Origin of the sequence: Solwaraspora sp. WMMD792, assembly GCF_029626105.1 — a bacterium.
In the GTDB taxonomy this organism is placed as follows: Bacteria; Actinomycetota; Actinomycetes; order Mycobacteriales; family Micromonosporaceae; genus Micromonospora_E.
Map to the genome: position 1 here is coordinate 4,743,859 of NZ_JARUBH010000009.1, position 14,590 is coordinate 4,758,448.

Genomic DNA, 14,590 nt, shown 5'->3' on the forward strand with positions numbered 1-14,590 from the left:
TGGTTGCGGACGCCGACCTGGCTGGGCCGTACGCCGCTGGACTAGTCAGTCGCAGTATCTCCCGGAACCGGGTCGCCGGCACCGTGATGGTGGGCCGCTTCACCGTTACCAGCCCCGACCTGCCCGTTCCCGGCCCCGGCCGGCCCGTTCCCGGCACTGGCCGTACCGGCCCCGGCGCGCTCTGCCGCCGCCGCGGCGGCGGTGCCCGGCCGGCGGGACCGCACCCAGCCGTCGACCGTGCGCTGCTGGGCCCGGGTGACGGCGAGCGCGCCGGGCGGCACGTCCCGGTTCACCACGCTGCCCGCCCCGACGTAGGCACCGGCGCCGATCTCGACCGGGGCGATCAGGCTGCTGTCACAGCCGACGAAGGCGGACTCCCCCACCGTGGTGTGGCTCTTGTGCACCCCGTCGTAGTTGACGAAGATCGTCGCCGCACCGATGTTGGCCCGGGCGCCGATCGTGGCGTCCCCGACGTAGCTCAGATGCGGCACCTTGGCGCCCGCGCCGATCTGCGACTTCTTCACCTCGACGAAGGTGCCGACCTTGGCCCGCTCGTCGAGCTCGGCGTCCGGGCGCAGATAGGCGTACGGGCCGACGCTCGCGCCGGCGCCGATCCGGGCCTGCACGGCGTGCGAGCGCAGCACGGTCGCGCCCGCGCCGACGGCGGTGTCGATCAGCGTGACGTCCGGCCCGACGGTGGCCTCGGCACCGACCGTGCTGGTGCCGTACAGCTGGGTGTTCTGGTCGACGACGGCGTCGCGTTCCAGGCGCACCGTCACGTCGATCCAGGTGGTGGCCGGGTCGAGGATGCTCACCCCGGCGCGCATCCAGCCCTCGTTGACCCGGTCGGCGAGCAGCCGGCGCAGCCGGGCCAGCTCCACCCGGTCGTTGCAGCCCAGGGTCTCGGTCACGTCGGCGGCGACGTGCACGCCGACCGGCGCTCCGGCGGCGGCGAGCAGACCGACGGCGTCGGTCAGGTACTCCTCGCCCTGGTCGTTGTCGGTGGTCAGCTTGCCGAGCGCGTCGCGCAGCCCGGCCGCGTCGAAGGCGTAGATCCCGGCGTTGATCTCGCGGATCCGGCGCTGCTCCGGGCTGGCGTCGCGCTCCTCGACGATGCGCTCCAGGCCGCCGGCCGGGTCGCGGACGATCCGGCCCAGACCGGTCGGGTCGGCGACCTCGGCGGTCAGTACGGTGGCGGCCGCCCCGGCCGACTCGTGTGCCTCGATCAGCTCGGTCACCGTCTCCGGGCGCAGCAGCGGCACGTCGCCGTTGAGCACCACGACCGTGCCGGTGGCGTCGGGCGCGGCCGCCATCGCCAGCCGGACCGCGTGCCCGGTGCCGTGCTGCTCGGCCTGCAGCACCGGTACGGCCGCCGGGGCGATCTCCGACAGGTGGGCGGTGACCTGCTCGGCGCGGTGTCCGACGACGACCAGGGTGCGCTCGGCGGCGGCGGCCGTGGCGGCGGCGAGGACGTGCCCGACCAGGGTCCGGCCGAGCAGCGGGTGCAGCACCTTGGGTAGCGCCGATTTCATCCGCTTGCCTTCGCCGGCAGCGAGGACGACCACGGTACGGGACCGGGGCTGGATCACGAGAAATGCTCCCGTCAGGGCGGCGGCACACCTGCTTGACCTGGCACGACACCCAGCGTCACCGCCAGCGGTCTGGGTGTCGCGGGAAGCTCGGCCGCTAGGACTCGAACCTAGAATATCGGGACCAAAACCCGAGGTGTTGCCAATTACACCACGGCCGATCGTGCTACGGACACAGCCTAGCGTGCCGGGCGGATTCCGGCGTACTCCCGTCGCCCGGCACGGGCGGGCCGGGCGGCCGGGCGGGCGCGCACACCGACCCGGCTCCGGAACTCGACCGTAGAAAACTACGGCTCCGTAGGTTACGGTGACGTAGGCGTAAGTTCCCGTTCTTTCACCGCTGGCCGCCGCACCGGCTGGAACGCCCCGGCGCACCGCGGTCGAACCCGTCACCGCTGCGAGGTGCCATGTCAACCGCCCTACTCGAGCCGCCACAGACCAACCCCGGCCCCGCCCCCAAGCCACTGACCGTCGGCAAACAGTCGATCGGTGTGCTGATCGCCCTCGGCGCCTTCGTGACCGTCCCGTTCCTGGCGCTGATCGCCGCCGTACCGGTCGCCTGGGGCGGCTGGCTGGGCTGGACCGACGTCGTCATCGGGCTGGTCTTCTACGTGGTAGCCGGGCTGGGCATCACCGTCGGGTTCCACCGGTACTTCACCCACGGCTCGTTCAAGGCGAAGCGGTGGCTGCGGATCGCGCTGGCGCTCGCCGGGTCGCTGGCGATCGAGGGCAACATCATCCAATGGGTCGCCGACCACCGCCGGCACCACGCCTACAGCGACATCGAGGGCGACCCGCACTCGCCGTGGCGCTTCGGCACCAGCGTCTGGGGCCTGACCAAGGGTCTGCTCTACGCCCACGTCGGCTGGCTGTTCCACCGTGACCTGACCAACCAGGAGCGCTTCACCCCCGACCTGCTCGCCGACAAGGACATCCGCCGCATCGACCAGTTCTTCCCGGCGCTGGTCGTGTTCACCATGCTCGCCCCGGCGGCGATCGGCGGCCTGGCGACCTGGTCCTGGCAGGGCGCGCTGACCGCGTTCTTCTGGGCCGGCCTGGTCCGGGTGGCGCTGCTGCACCACATCACCTGGTCGATCAACTCCGTCTGCCACGTCTACGGGGAACGCCCCTTCGAGGTGCGGCAGGGCGACAAGGCGTCGAACTTCTGGCCGCTGGCCATCCTGTCCTTCGGCGAGAGCTGGCACAACCTGCACCACGCCGACCCGACCTGCGCCCGGCACGGCGTACTGCGCGGGCAGATCGACATCTCCGCACGGGTGATCTGGCTGCTGGAGAAGACCGGCGCGGTCTCCAACGTCCGCTGGCCGAAGCCCGATCGGATCGCGGCCAAGCTGGTCAAGCCGGCTGGCTGAGCCGGACCGCGGCCGGTACGGCTACCCACCGGGTCGGTGCGGGCACCGACCCGGTGGCCCGGCACTGGCAGGATGAGCCAAGTGACGGACAACCCAACCACCAACGGTGACGCTTCACCGGGCGGCACACCGGCACCGCCACCACCACCGGCGGTGCCGGCCAAACCGAACTCCCGGGTCCGCATGTCGGCCGCGCAACGGCGGGAGCAGCTGATCACCATCGGGCGGCAGCTCTTCGCCGAACGGGGGTTCGACGCCACCTCCATCGAGGAGGTCGCCTCTCGGGCGAAGGTCTCGAAGCCGGTGGTGTACGAGCACTTCGGCGGCAAGGAAGGGCTGTACGCGGTCGTGGTGGACCGGGAGGTCCGCGCCCTGCTCGACCGGATCACCACCGCGCTGACCGCCGGGCACCCGCGGGAGCTGCTGGAGCAGGCCGCGCTGGCGCTGCTGGACTACATCGAGGCGGAGACCAACGGCTTCCGGGTGCTGGTCCGTGAGTCGCCGCTGCTGTCGGCCGCCGGCAACTTCTCCAGCGTGATGAACGACGTGGCGCACCAGGTGGAACACATCCTCGGCGCCGAGTTCAAGAGCCGGGGGTACGACCCGAAGCTCGCCGAGCTGTACTCCCAGGCGCTGGTCGGGATGGTGGCGCTGACCGGGCGCTGGTGGCTGGAGGTACGCAAGCCGCGCAAGGAGACGGTCGCCGCGCACCTGGTCAACCTGGCCTGGAACGGACTGTCCCACCTGGAAGCGAAACCCACCCTGCTGACCCGGCGCCGCAACCACTGACCGCCGGGCCGGGCCGGGTCGGGTGGCGTACGCTCACCGCCGGGCCCGCTCGGCCGGTCGGTGCGCGCCGCGCCGGTAGCGTTCCTCGTCGCCGGCCGCCTCGGCCGGCCCCACCTTGTCGTACAGGCCGGTGGCCAGGAAGACCAGCCCGAAGATCAGCGACACGATCACGGTCGACATCGAGAAGTTCAGGAAGTTGGCGTCGGTCTGCAGCAGGGCCATCATCAGCAGGCCGGTGACCATGAAGACCACCGCGATGGTGAGGTTGGCGAGGTGCCCGGCCCGGCCGCCGATGATCGCCCCGATCAGGATCAGCCCGCCGTAGACGATCGAGGAGATCGAGAACGCGAGGTTGGTGCGCAGCCCGAGCGCCCAGACGTCGTCCCGGGCGAACAGCGGATCACCCCAGGTGGCGACCGTTCCGGCGATGCCGAAGATCAGCACGTACAGGCCGGTCAGCCCGGCGATCGTCCGGTAGACCGGCCGCAGCGGGTGATTGACCGGGATGTGCGCCATGGCTGCCGCTCCTGTCGCCGACCAGGGGCCCGCGTCGCGGCGACGCGGGCGTCTTTCCCCGGATTCTCCCGCCGGGAGTGGGCGGCGCGCAGCAGAACCGACCGGTAGGCGGCTGCGGGACCAGGTCAGAGCACCAGCCGGCCGTCCCGCCACGCCTGGGCCTCCTGCTCGGTGCCGGTCCGGCCGTACATGGCGGCCATCAGCAGCACCAGGCCGACGACCATCACGACCAGGCAGGTGCTCACCGTGAAGTTGAGGAAGTTGGCGTCGGTGCGCAGCACCGCCAACTCGGCCAGGCTCAACGCCATCAGGCCGTACGCCAGCACCTTGTTGATCGCCGTGTCGATGTTGCGGCCGAGCCCCACGCCGGCCAGTACGGCCACGCCCAGCACCAGACACAGCCCGGAGAAGCCGAGGTTGGCGCCCTGACCGAGCACCCGGCTGTCGTTCTGCGCGAAGAGGGCGTCGCCGCTGGTGACGATGATCCCGACGACACCGAAGATCACCAGGTAGAGGCCGGTCAGCGCGGCGACCGCCCGGTAGATCGGCCGGGCGGGGTGGTTGACGGGGGTGTGCATGGGGTCTGCTCCAACGCCGACGGGGGGTGGTCGCCGACGATTGTCGCTCATCGCCCGCGACCAGCGGGGGGTGGCCCCGGCCGGCGCGACCCGGCTCACCAACCGGCCTGGCTCACCTGACCCCCTAGCTCACCTGCTCGGCCAGGGCGAGCCACTCCTCCTCGGTACGGCTGCGCTGCGCCTGCACCTCACGCAGTCGGGCGTCCAGCTCGGCGAGCCGGGTGAAGTCGGTGGCATGCCGGGCCAGTTCCTCGTGCAGCGCCGCCTCCTGCTGCTCCAGCTTGCCGACCTGGCGCTCCAGCCGGGCCAGCTCCTTGCGGGCCGCCCGCAGGTCACCGGCGGACAGCCCGCCACCGGCGGCGTCACCCGCCGGCCGGTCGCCGGTCGCCGCCGGGCCGACCGTACCCGAACCAGCCGACCGAGCCGCCCCGGAGCCGGCACCGGCGGCCCGCGCCGCCCCGGCACCAGCGGCACCGCCGGCCCGGGCCAGGTACTCGTCGACCCCGCCCGGCAGGTGCACCAGCCGGCCGTCGCCGAACATGCCGTACGCCTCGTCGGTGACCCGCTCGATCAGGTACCGGTCGTGGCTGGCCACGATCAGCGTGCCCGGCCACGAGTCGAGCAGGTCCTCCAGCGCCGCCAGGGTGTCGGTGTCCAGGTCGTTGGTGGGCTCGTCGAGCAGCAGCACGTTCGGCTCGTTGGCCAGCAGTCGCAGCAGCTGCAGCCGACGACGCTCGCCACCGGACAGATCACCGACCGGGGTCCACAGCCGCCGGTCGGTGAAGCCGAACATCTCCGCGAACTGAGTGGCGGCCAGCTCCCGGTCGCCGAACACCACCCGGCGGGCGACCTCCTCCACCGCCTCCAGCACCCGCAGCTCACCGGGGAGTTCAGCCAACTCCTGGGACAGGAACGCCGGCCGGACCGTCGCCCCGGTGACCACCCGGCCCTGCTGCGGGGCGCGGACTCCGGCCAGCAGCCGCAGCAGCGTGGTCTTGCCGGCACCGTTGGCACCGACGATCGCGATCCGGTCCCCCGGACCGATCTGCCAGGTCAGGCCGTCGAGGATCAGCTTCTCCCCGGCGTACGCGGTGACCTCGTCCAGCTCGTAGACCTGCTTGCCGAGCCGGGCGGTGGCCAGTCGGTGCAGTGACACGGTGTCGCGCGGCGGCGGCACGTCGGCGATCAGCGCGTTCGCCGCCTCGATCCGGAACCGCGGCTTGGAGGTACGGGCCGGCGGGCCACGGCGCAGCCAGGCGATCTCCTTGCGGAGCAGGTTCTGCCGGCGGGCCTCGGTGGCCGCCGCGACCCGCTCCCGTTCGGCGCGGGCCAGCGTCCAGGCGGCGAACCCGCCCTCGTAGGCGCGGACCGTCTGGTCGGCGACCTCCCAGGTGTCGGTGCAGACCTCGTCGAGGAACCACCGGTCGTGGGTGACCACCACCAGCGCGCCCCGGCGACGCTGCACCAGGTACGCGGCGAGCCAGGCCACCCCGGCCACGTCCAGATGGTTGGTCGGCTCGTCCAGGATCAGCAGCTCAGCCGGGCGGATCAGCAACGCGGCCAGGGCGATCCGGCGCCGCTCGCCGCCGGACATCGGCCCGACCGGCTGGTCCAGACCGAGGTGTGGCATGCCAAGACCGTCCAGGACGGTACGCACCCCGGCGTCGCCGGCCCACTCGTGCTCGGCGCCGAACCCCTCGGCCAGCCACGCGGTGCCGAGCACCACGTCCCGTACGGTGGCGTCACCGGCCAGGTCGAGCGTCTGGGGCAGCGCGGCGACCCGCAGGTCCCGGCGGTGGGTGACCCGCCCGGCGTCGGGTTCCTCGGCCTTGGTGAGCAGCCGCAGCAGAGTCGATTTGCCGGCGCCGTTGAGACCGACGACGCCGATCCGGTCGCTGTCGTCCAGGCCGAGGGAGACTTCGGTGAGCAGCTGCCCGGCGGCGCCGTAGCCCTTGGACACCCGGTCCAGATTGACGATGTTCACCATCAGACCAGCCTGGCACCGGCGACGGCGCCGTGCGCCAGGTGCACGTCACGGCAGACCCCGGCGTCGTCGAGCGCGGCCGCGACGGTGCCCGCGACAGCCGCGTCCGCCGCCAGGAAGACGCAGGTCGGGCCGGACCCGGAGACCATACCGGCCAACGCCCCGGCGGCCACCCCGGTGTCCAGCACCTGCTTGATCGCCGGACGCATGGACAGCGCGGCCGGCTCGAGGTCGTTGCCGAGCGCGCCGGCCAGCACCTGCGGATCCCGCTGGCGCAGCGCGGCCAGCAGCTCGTCGGCGGCGCCGACCGGCGGCGGCGCCGCACCAGCCGCCCGCAGCCGGTCCAGCTCGGCGTACACCTGGGGAGTGGACAGGCCGCCGTCGGCCACCGCGACGACCCAGTGCCAGGTGGTGGGTCGGGCCAGTACCGGGCTGATCGCCTCGCCCCGGCCGGTGCCCAGCGCGGTGCCGCCGTGCAGCAGGAACGGCACGTCCGAGCCGAGGCCGGCGGCCAGCCCGGCCAGGTCGTCACGGGACAGTCCGGTCCCCCACAGTTCGTCGCAGGCGACCAGCGCGGCGGCGGCGTCCGCGCTGCCGCCGGCCAGGCCGGCGGCGAGTGGGATCTGCTTGCGCAGGTGCAGTCGGGCGTGCGCGGGGACCCGGGCGTGCGCGGCCAGCGCCCGTGCGGCGCGCAGCACCAGGTTGGAGTCGTCCAGTGCCAGCTCGCCGGTGCCCTCACCGTCCATGGTCAGGATCAGGGTGTCGGCCCGCCGGGCGGTCAGCTCGTCGTAGAGCGCGATCGCGTGGTAGACGGTGCTCACCTCGTGGTAGCCGTCGGGCCGTAGCGGGCCGACGGCCAACCGCAGGTTGATCTTGGCTGGCACCCGTACCTTGACCGAGCTGCGCGCGCCGCGACGGAAAACCTCGTCCTCGTCGCCCGGCCGCCACGCCTCGGTCACCGGGAAATACCCCGGCTGAGGTGGGCCGCGCGGGTACCTCTCGTCACGATCACGGCCGCCAGCCTACTCGGCCACCGTTTCGGCCAGCGGCGCCGCCGCAGCGATCGCCGCGAACTGGGCCACGGTCAACGCCTCGCCCCGCGCCCCCGGGTCGACCCCGGCCTTGGCCAGCACCGCCGCCGCCCGGTCCGCGCCGCCGGCCCAGCCGGCCAGCGCCGCCCGCAGCGTTTTGCGGCGCTGCGCGAACGCGGCGTCCACCACGGCGAAGACCTGCCGCCGGAACTCGTCCACCGGCTGACCCGCCCGCACCGCCGGTGGCTCCCGCCGGGTGAACGCGACCAGCCCGGAATCGACGTTGGGCACCGGCCAGAACACGCTCGGCGGCACCCGACCGGCGGTGCGGGCGGCGGCATACCAGGCCAGCTTCACCGACGGTACGCCGTACGTGCGCGAGCCCGGACCGGCGACCAGCCGGTCGGCCACCTCCTTCTGCACCATCACCAGCCCCTGCCGCAGGCTGGGCAGCTCGGCGAGCAGGTGCAGCACCACCGGCACCGCCACGTTGTACGGCAGGTTGGCCACCAGCGCGGTCGGCTCCGGCCCACCGAGCCCGGCGGCGGTGATCCGCAGCGCGTCGGCGGTGTGCACGGTCAACCGGGCGAGGTCACCGCCGCAGCCGGCGACGGTCGGCGGCAGCGCCCCGGCCAGCACCGGATCGATCTCCACCGCGTGCAGGTGGCGTACCTGGTCGAGCAGGCCCAGGGTCAACGAGCCCAGCCCGGGGCCGACCTCCAGCACCACCGAATCGGCCGGCAGGTCGGCGGCGGACACGATCCGCCGGACCGTGTTCGGGTCGTGCACGAAGTTCTGCCCGAGCCGTTTGGTGGGCGCCACCGCCAGCCGGCCGGCCAGCTCCCGGATCTGCGCCGGGCCGAGCAGCTCGGTCACCGACTCACCACGGCCCGAACACCCGGTCGCCGGTGGCCGAGATCGCGGCGCACAGCTCGGCCAGGTCGGTGCCGGTGACCTCGGCCAGCAGCCGGACGGTGTGCGGGATCAGATAGGAGGCGTTCGGCCGGCCCCGGTGCGGCATCGGCGTCAGGTACGGCGCGTCGGTCTCCACCAGCATCTGCTCGACCGGCGTGACGGCGGCCGCGGCGCGCAGCGCGGCGGCGTTGCCGAAGGTGACCGTACCGGCGAAGCTGAGCACGAAGCCGCGCCGCACGCAGTCGGCGGCGAAATCCGCGTCGCCGGAGAAGCAGTGCATCACCACCGTCTGCGGGGCGCCTTCGGAGTCGAGCACCCGCAGCACGTCGGCGTGCGCGTCGCGGTCGTGGATCACCAGCGGCTTGCCGTACCGCTTGGCGATCGCGATGTGCGCCCGGAAGCTGGCCTGCTGCGCGGCGAGGCCGTCCGGCCCGGTCCGGAAGTGGTCCAGCCCGGTCTCGCCGACGCCTCGCACCCGGTCGGCGGCGGCCAGCGCCTCGATCTCGCGCAGCGCCTCGTCCAGGTCGGTCAGTCGGGGTGCCTCATTGGGGTGCAGGGCGACCGTGGCGACCACCGCCGGGGTGCCGGCCGCCAGCTCGGCGCCCCAGCGCGACGACTCCAGGTCCACTCCGACCTGGACCAGCCGGTCGACGCCGACCGCTCCGGCCTGGGCGATCAGGGTGGCCACCGGGTCGCCGGTGTCCCGGCCGGGCACCGCCGGTTCGGCGACGGTCAGGTCCAGGTGGGTGTGGCTGTCGATCACCGGTACGGGCAGCGGGTCGGGTGGTGGTGGGAACTCCCCGGCCCGGCGGGCGGCCCGTTGGCGGCGGGTCTCGGCTGGCTGCGTCATCATCGGACAGCATCACACGCCCCGCTCCGGCCGGTTCACCGGCCCACCCGGGCGGCACCGTCAATGGACATCCGGCGGCAACCGCGCGTTCACCCGAAGCGGTGACCCGGCAACTACCGTCGGCGACGTGACTCTGAGCTCTGCGCGTGGCGGCGTCGCCGATGCCCCGGCCGGTCTGCACGTCCGCTTCGAGGGTGCGGTCTACCCGGCTAAGGAGATCGCCCGGGGTGCCGCGTACCGGCTGGTCAGCCTGGACCCGGTGGCCGGTTTCCAGCGCGACGGCCGGGGCCGCTGGTTCCGCCACGTGCATGCCAGCGAGGTCGGCCCGGTGCCCGGAGCGGGCATCTTCGGCGCCGGCCCGGGCGCCTCCGGCGGCGGCTTGGCGGAGGGCGAGGACCGCGCCGACGATCCGGGCGACAGCCCCCTGATGGCCCCGTTGACCCGGGCCGCCAGCTGGGCGGACATGCACCAGCTGAGCCAGACGCCGACGGCCGCCGACCATCCGGCGATCACCGTGGTCCGGCGCACCGCGACGGTCCGGCGTGGCACCCGGATGATGAAGGTCCTCTCCGGCCGGCAGGTGGCCGGATTCCTGCGTGGCTGGTCGCCGGCCGGTTTCTGCTACCGGGAGTACGACATCGCGCATCTGCGCACTCCGGCCGACCTGGCCCTGCTGCGCACCGACGACGGAGGCGGGCGGGACAGCCTGGAGGTGGCGTACGCGCTGCGCTGGCGGGCCATCGGCGCCGACGACTACGAGATCCCGGCCGGGCCGGCGTACCAAGGGCTGGTGGCCATGCCGCCACGGGACCGGATCGGCCCGCCGGTGCTCGGCACCGGGTTCACCCCGAGCGAGCGTCACCTGATCCCCGAGTTCGTCACCGCCGGCTGCACCGACCTGCCGATGCCGGCCAACGCCGCGCTGCTGGCGTACACCCCGGACGGCGCGGAGGTGGTGCTGTACACGTACCAGCCGGAGCAGCGCGGCTGGATCCGGATGGCCGGGCCGCAGCGACGGCACCTGCTCGACGGCATCCCCGACGTCCCGTCCGACCAGGAGTACCTACGCACCGGCGACCTGCCGCAGTCGACCCAGCTGGTCGGCACCCACGACGGCCAGACGTACGAGGCGGTCGCCGACCCGCCGCACGAGTTCCGGGTGTTGGCGATGACCCGGGCCGCCCGCTACCCCGTCGACTCGCTGGCCCGCCGGGTGCGGCTCGCCACCTGGCGCGACGCCCGCTGTCAGGTGCTGCGGCAGGACTCCGGGTGGAGCCGGCTGCGGCTGTGCCGGCCCACCCCGGAGGCGGTCGCGTCGCTCGGCGCGCAGTGCTACGAACGCGGGGTGTACGAGGTGTGGGCACCGAGCGTGGAGATCTCCGACGAAGGCCCGACCGACCTGCCGTACCAGCTGTGAACCAGCGGGGCCAGAGGTGGCGCCGCGCTCACCCGGCGGCCAGGTGGGTCAGCTCGACCACGAAGTAGCCGGCGAAGACCAGCATGATCGCGCCGGAGAGCCGGTCGAACCAGGCGATCGTCCGCGGCGTCAGGAAGCGACGTGCCTGGGCGGCACCGACCGCCAGGATCAGGAACCAGGTCCACGACGCGGAGAGCGTCCCGGCGGCGAACGTCGCCCGGGAGTCCGCCGGCTGGGCGATCACCGCCGCCCCGATCACCCCGACCATGTCGAGGATGGCGTGCGGGTTGAGCAACGAGACGCTGACCGTACGCCCGATGACCTGGCGGACCGACCCGACCGCCGCCCCCGGCCCCGGCCCGCCCGGCGGGCCGACGGTGAGGTGCCCGCCGGCGGTACGGATGGAGCGCACGCCCAGGTAGGTGAGGAAGACCGTGCCGAAGACGAGCAGCGCCGGCCGTACGCCCGGCACGGTGGCGATCAGGCCGGACACGCCGGCGAACCCGGCGACGATCAGCAGCGTGTCGCAGCAGCCGGCGGCCAGCACCGCCCACAGCGCACGCGGCAGGCCGGCCGCCAGCCCTTGGCTGACCACGAAGACGTTCTGCGGCCCGATCGGCATGATCAGGCCGAGGCCGAGCAGCAACCCGGCGAGGTAGTCGGTCACCCGGTCAGGCGGTGAGCCGGGCCAGCTCCTCGTCGACGATCGACTCGTCGAGCTTGCGGAACACCGGCTTCGGCGCGGCCAGCGGCCGACCGGGCTCGACCGGGGTGGACTCCCACCGGGCACCGTCGCGGTAGTCGCCGGTGAGGATCGGGTACGCCGGCCCGCCGTCGAGGTCGTCGACCTCGACGATCCGGGGCATCGGCGCGTGTACGCCGGTGCCGCCGAGCAGCTCGTGGATCTTCTGCGCCGAGTGCGGCAGGAACGGGGTGAGCAGGGTGTTCGCGTCGGCGACCACCTGCAGGGCGACGTGCAGGACGGTGCCCATCCGGGGCTTGTCCGCCTCGCCCTTGAGCTTCCACGGGGCCTGGTCGGACAGGTACCGGTTGGCCTCGGCGACCACCCGCATCGCCTCACCGATGGCCTGCTTCTGCCGGTGCCGTTCGATCAGCGCGCCGACCGTGCCGAACGCGGCCCGGCTGGTCGCCAGCAGCGCTTCGTCGGCGGCGGTCAGCCCGGCCGGGTCGATCGGCGGGATGGCGCCGAAGTTCTTGGCGGCCATCGAGATCGACCGGTTGACCAGGTTGCCCCAGTCGTTGACCAGCTCGTCGTTGTTGCGACGCCGGAACTCGGCCCAGGTGAAGTCGGTGTCCTGGCTCTCCGGGCCGGCCACGGCGATGAAGTAGCGCAGCGCGTCGGCGTCGTAGCGGGCCAGGAAGTCCCGCACGTAGATGACCACCTGGCGGGAGGAGGAGAACTTGCGCCCCTCCATGGTCAGGAACTCGCTGGAGACCACCTCGGTGGGCAGGTTGAGCCGACCGAGCCGACCGGGCTCGCCGCCGTGGTCGCCCTCGCCGGAGTAGCCGAGCAGCAGCGACGGCCAGATCACCGAGTGGAAGACGATGTTGTCCTTGCCCATGAAGTAGTAGCCACGGGCGTCCTCGCCGTCGGTGTCCGCGATCCACCAGCGGCGCCAGGCGTCCGGGTCACCGGACCGCCGGGCCCACTCGATCGAGGCGGACAGGTAGCCGATCACCGCGTCGAACCAGACGTAGATCCGCTTGTCGCCGCGCTCGCGCCAGCCGTCCAACGGGATCGGCACGCCCCACTCCAGGTCCCGGGTGATCGCCCGGGGCTGCAGGTCGTCGAGCAGGTTGCGGGAGAACCGCAGCACGTTGGGCCGCCAGCCGTCGCGGGTGTCCAGCCACTTGCCGAGTGCCTGGGCGAACGCTGGCAGGTCGAGGAAGAAATGCTCGGTCTCGACGAAGTTCGGCGTCTCCCCGTTGATCTTGGAGCGCGGGTCGATCAGCTGGACCGGGTCGAGCTGGTTGCCGCAGTTGTCGCACTGGTCGCCCCGGGCGGCGTCGTAGCCGCAGATCGGGCAGGTGCCCTCGATGTAGCGGTCCGGCAGGGTACGACCGGTCGACGGGGAGATCGCGCCGAGGGTGGTCTTCGGCACGATGTAGCCGTTGCGGTGCAACGTCTCGAACAGCTCCTGGACCACCTGGTAGTGGTTGCCGGTGGTGGTCCGGGTGAACAGGTCGTAGGACAGACCGAGCCCGTGCAGGTCCTCGACGATCACCCGGTTGTACCGGTCGGCCAGCTCGCGCGGCTTGAGCCCTTCGCTGTCGGCCTGCACCTGGATCGGCGTGCCGTGCTCGTCGGTGCCGGAGATCATGAGCACGTCGTGACCGGCCATCCGCATGTACCGGCTGAACACGTCGGAGGGCACCCCGAAACCGGAGACGTGGCCGATGTGGCGGGGCCCGTTGGCGTAGGGCCAGGCGACCGCCGCGAGAACGTGACTCATGCGACCAGCCTAGTTAGTGTCACCAGGCGTACGCGAACGGGTTGCCGAGCCGCCCGACGGAGCGCGACACGCCTGGGGGGTTCGCCCCGGCTCCACGTACCGGGGTGTGGAATGGCGGGGTGACCGGGGAACCCAGCATGCCGGAGTCCGACGGGCCGACGACCGCCCGACCTTCCCGGGAGCCGACCGCCCGACCCTCCCGGGAGCCCACCGCCCGGCCCGCCCGAAAGTCGGCGAGCGCTCCCGGGCAGCGTCGGCGGCGGCCGAGCCCCTGGGCGACTGCCGGGCCGGAGGGCACCTGGTGGCACGGCGGCGAATCAGCCGCCGCCCATCCGGCCACGCCGGTGACCCTGGACGCCGACGAGCCGGCCGACACCAGCGCACCAGCCGGCACCGATGCACCGGACATCCGTGCACCAGCGGACACCGGCGCACCGGCCGACACCGGCGAACCGGATGCCGGCGCAGCGACCCGTGACGGCAGACCGGTGCGGACCGTGGCACCGGTAGCGGAGCGGCCGCCGGGTCGCCCGGTCGCCCGTCAGCGGCGGACGCGAGTCCGGCGGACCCGCCGGCCGGCGACCGGCATCGCCTGGATCGTGGTCGTCGCGGCGGCGGCGGCGTTCCTCGGCTGGGTCAGCGCCGAACCGCTGTGGCTGGCCGTCGGCCGGGGCGTCCCCGGCACCGCCACGGTCACCGACTGCACCGGCGACGGCCTGGGCCGACGGTGTCTCGGCGAGTTCGCCGCACAGACCGGCTTCACCGTCGACCGGGTACGGCTGTTCGGCGTACCGCCGGTGGACCAGGCCGTCGGCGCCGAGCTGACCGCCCGGATGTTGCACCGCGAACGGGACACCGCGTACGTCGTGGCCGATCTGGTCGTGCTGCACCTGCGGTGGTCGGTCGGCTGGGGGCTGACCGTGCTGCTCGGCGTACTGCTGATCTGGGGCAGCGGTGCCCGCCGGCTGGCCAGCGCGGCGGCCCGCCGGGGCGCCACCGCCGCCGCGTTGCTGGCACCGGTCCTGCTGGCCGCCGGGTTCCTGGCCGCCGCCTGGAGCGTCTGACATCGACCGA

Annotated in this window: 13 protein-coding genes and 1 tRNA gene; 4 read left to right on the top strand and 10 right to left on the bottom strand. The window is 73.2% G+C overall.

What is annotated here, in order from left to right:
* Nucleotides 1–41 precede the first annotated feature (41 nt).
* Nucleotides 42–1,589 (bottom strand): bifunctional UDP-N-acetylglucosamine diphosphorylase/glucosamine-1-phosphate N-acetyltransferase GlmU, encoded by a 1,548-nt coding sequence (gene glmU, locus O7629_RS22120; protein WP_347403687.1) that lies wholly within the window; start codon nt 1,587–1,589, stop codon nt 42–44.
* Nucleotides 1,590–1,678: 89 nt separating this feature from the next.
* Nucleotides 1,679–1,750 (bottom strand) — tRNA-Gln (locus O7629_RS22125).
* A 246-nt stretch (nt 1,751–1,996) separates the two neighbouring features.
* On the opposite strand from O7629_RS22125, the gene O7629_RS22130 reads away from it, so the two are divergent.
* Together O7629_RS22130 and O7629_RS22135 are read left to right on the top strand one after the other, a co-directional pair.
* Nucleotides 1,997–2,962 carry an acyl-CoA desaturase gene (locus O7629_RS22130; RefSeq protein WP_278171467.1) on the top strand — a complete coding sequence of 322 codons (966 nt, stop codon included), beginning with the start codon at nt 1,997–1,999 and terminating at the stop codon, nt 2,960–2,962.
* A 183-nt stretch (nt 2,963–3,145) separates the two neighbouring features.
* Nucleotides 3,146–3,751, top strand: a complete 606-nt coding sequence (locus O7629_RS22135) for a TetR/AcrR family transcriptional regulator (protein WP_278174632.1) — start codon at nt 3,146–3,148, stop codon at nt 3,749–3,751.
* 33 nt (nt 3,752–3,784) lie between these two features.
* Here the strand turns inward: O7629_RS22135 and O7629_RS22140 are convergent, their stop codons facing one another.
* The 6 genes from O7629_RS22140 to O7629_RS22165 form a co-directional block, all read right to left on the bottom strand.
* The gene (locus O7629_RS22140) at nt 3,785–4,267 is read right to left on the bottom strand and encodes a DUF4383 domain-containing protein (RefSeq protein ID WP_278171468.1); all 483 of its coding nucleotides are present in this window, start codon (nt 4,265–4,267) and stop codon (nt 3,785–3,787) included.
* Between the two features lie 125 nt (nt 4,268–4,392).
* Complete coding sequence (locus tag O7629_RS22145) at nt 4,393–4,845, bottom strand: DUF4383 domain-containing protein (protein WP_278171469.1); 453 nt, start codon at nt 4,843–4,845, stop codon at nt 4,393–4,395.
* Nucleotides 4,846–4,969: 124 nt separating this feature from the next.
* Complete coding sequence (locus tag O7629_RS22150) at nt 4,970–6,832, bottom strand: ABC-F family ATP-binding cassette domain-containing protein (RefSeq protein ID WP_278171470.1); 1,863 nt, start codon at nt 6,830–6,832, stop codon at nt 4,970–4,972.
* Nucleotides 6,832–7,788 carry a 4-(cytidine 5'-diphospho)-2-C-methyl-D-erythritol kinase gene (locus tag O7629_RS22155; RefSeq protein ID WP_278171471.1) on the bottom strand — a complete coding sequence of 319 codons (957 nt, stop codon included), beginning with the start codon at nt 7,786–7,788 and terminating at the stop codon, nt 6,832–6,834. The genes O7629_RS22150 and O7629_RS22155 overlap by 1 nt, the downstream gene beginning before the upstream one ends.
* Nucleotides 7,789–7,851: 63 nt before the next feature.
* Nucleotides 7,852–8,736 carry a 16S rRNA (adenine(1518)-N(6)/adenine(1519)-N(6))-dimethyltransferase RsmA gene (rsmA, locus tag O7629_RS22160; RefSeq protein WP_278171472.1) on the bottom strand — a complete coding sequence of 295 codons (885 nt, stop codon included), beginning with the start codon at nt 8,734–8,736 and terminating at the stop codon, nt 7,852–7,854.
* 4 nt (nt 8,737–8,740) lie between these two features.
* Nucleotides 8,741–9,625 carry a TatD family hydrolase gene (locus tag O7629_RS22165; protein ID WP_278171473.1) on the bottom strand — a complete coding sequence of 295 codons (885 nt, stop codon included), beginning with the start codon at nt 9,623–9,625 and terminating at the stop codon, nt 8,741–8,743.
* Nucleotides 9,626–9,752: 127 nt separating this feature from the next.
* On the opposite strand from O7629_RS22165, the gene O7629_RS22170 reads away from it, so the two are divergent.
* Nucleotides 9,753–11,042 (top strand): hypothetical protein, encoded by a 1,290-nt coding sequence (locus tag O7629_RS22170; RefSeq protein ID WP_278171475.1) that lies wholly within the window; start codon nt 9,753–9,755, stop codon nt 11,040–11,042.
* Nucleotides 11,043–11,070: 28 nt separating this feature from the next.
* Here O7629_RS22170 and O7629_RS22175 read toward each other — a convergent pair whose 3' ends face one another.
* On the bottom strand, nt 11,071–11,709 hold the full coding sequence (locus O7629_RS22175; RefSeq protein ID WP_278171477.1) for a LysE family transporter: 639 nt from the start codon (nt 11,707–11,709) through the stop codon (nt 11,071–11,073).
* A gap of 4 nt (nt 11,710–11,713) precedes the next feature.
* The gene (gene metG, locus O7629_RS22180) at nt 11,714–13,516 is read right to left on the bottom strand and encodes a methionine--tRNA ligase (RefSeq protein WP_278171478.1); all 1,803 of its coding nucleotides are present in this window, start codon (nt 13,514–13,516) and stop codon (nt 11,714–11,716) included.
* 119 nt (nt 13,517–13,635) lie between these two features.
* Between metG and O7629_RS22185 the strand changes: the two genes are divergently transcribed.
* Nucleotides 13,636–14,580: a hypothetical protein gene (locus O7629_RS22185; RefSeq protein ID WP_278171479.1), complete on the top strand. Its 945-nt coding sequence runs from the start codon at nt 13,636–13,638 to the stop codon at nt 14,578–14,580.
* The last annotated feature ends 10 nt before the right edge of the window (nt 14,581–14,590 follow it).

Bases quoted from the DNA above. Each gene is read 5' to 3' on its own strand.
- O7629_RS22140 (WP_278171468.1), bottom strand. From the start codon at position 4,267: ATGGCGCACATCCCGGTCAATCACCCGCTGCGGCCGGTCTACCGGACG.
- metG (WP_278171478.1), bottom strand. From the start codon at position 13,516: ATGAGTCACGTTCTCGCGGCGGTCGCCTGGCCCTACGCCAACGGGCCC.
- O7629_RS22135 (WP_278174632.1), top strand. From the start codon at position 3,146: ATGTCGGCCGCGCAACGGCGGGAGCAGCTGATCACCATCGGGCGGCAG.
- O7629_RS22130 (WP_278171467.1), top strand. From the start codon at position 1,997: ATGTCAACCGCCCTACTCGAGCCGCCACAGACCAACCCCGGCCCCGCC.
- O7629_RS22145 (WP_278171469.1), bottom strand. From the start codon at position 4,845: ATGCACACCCCCGTCAACCACCCCGCCCGGCCGATCTACCGGGCGGTC.
- O7629_RS22165 (WP_278171473.1), bottom strand. From the start codon at position 9,625: ATGACGCAGCCAGCCGAGACCCGCCGCCAACGGGCCGCCCGCCGGGCC.
- O7629_RS22150 (WP_278171470.1), bottom strand. From the start codon at position 6,832: ATGGTGAACATCGTCAATCTGGACCGGGTGTCCAAGGGCTACGGCGCC.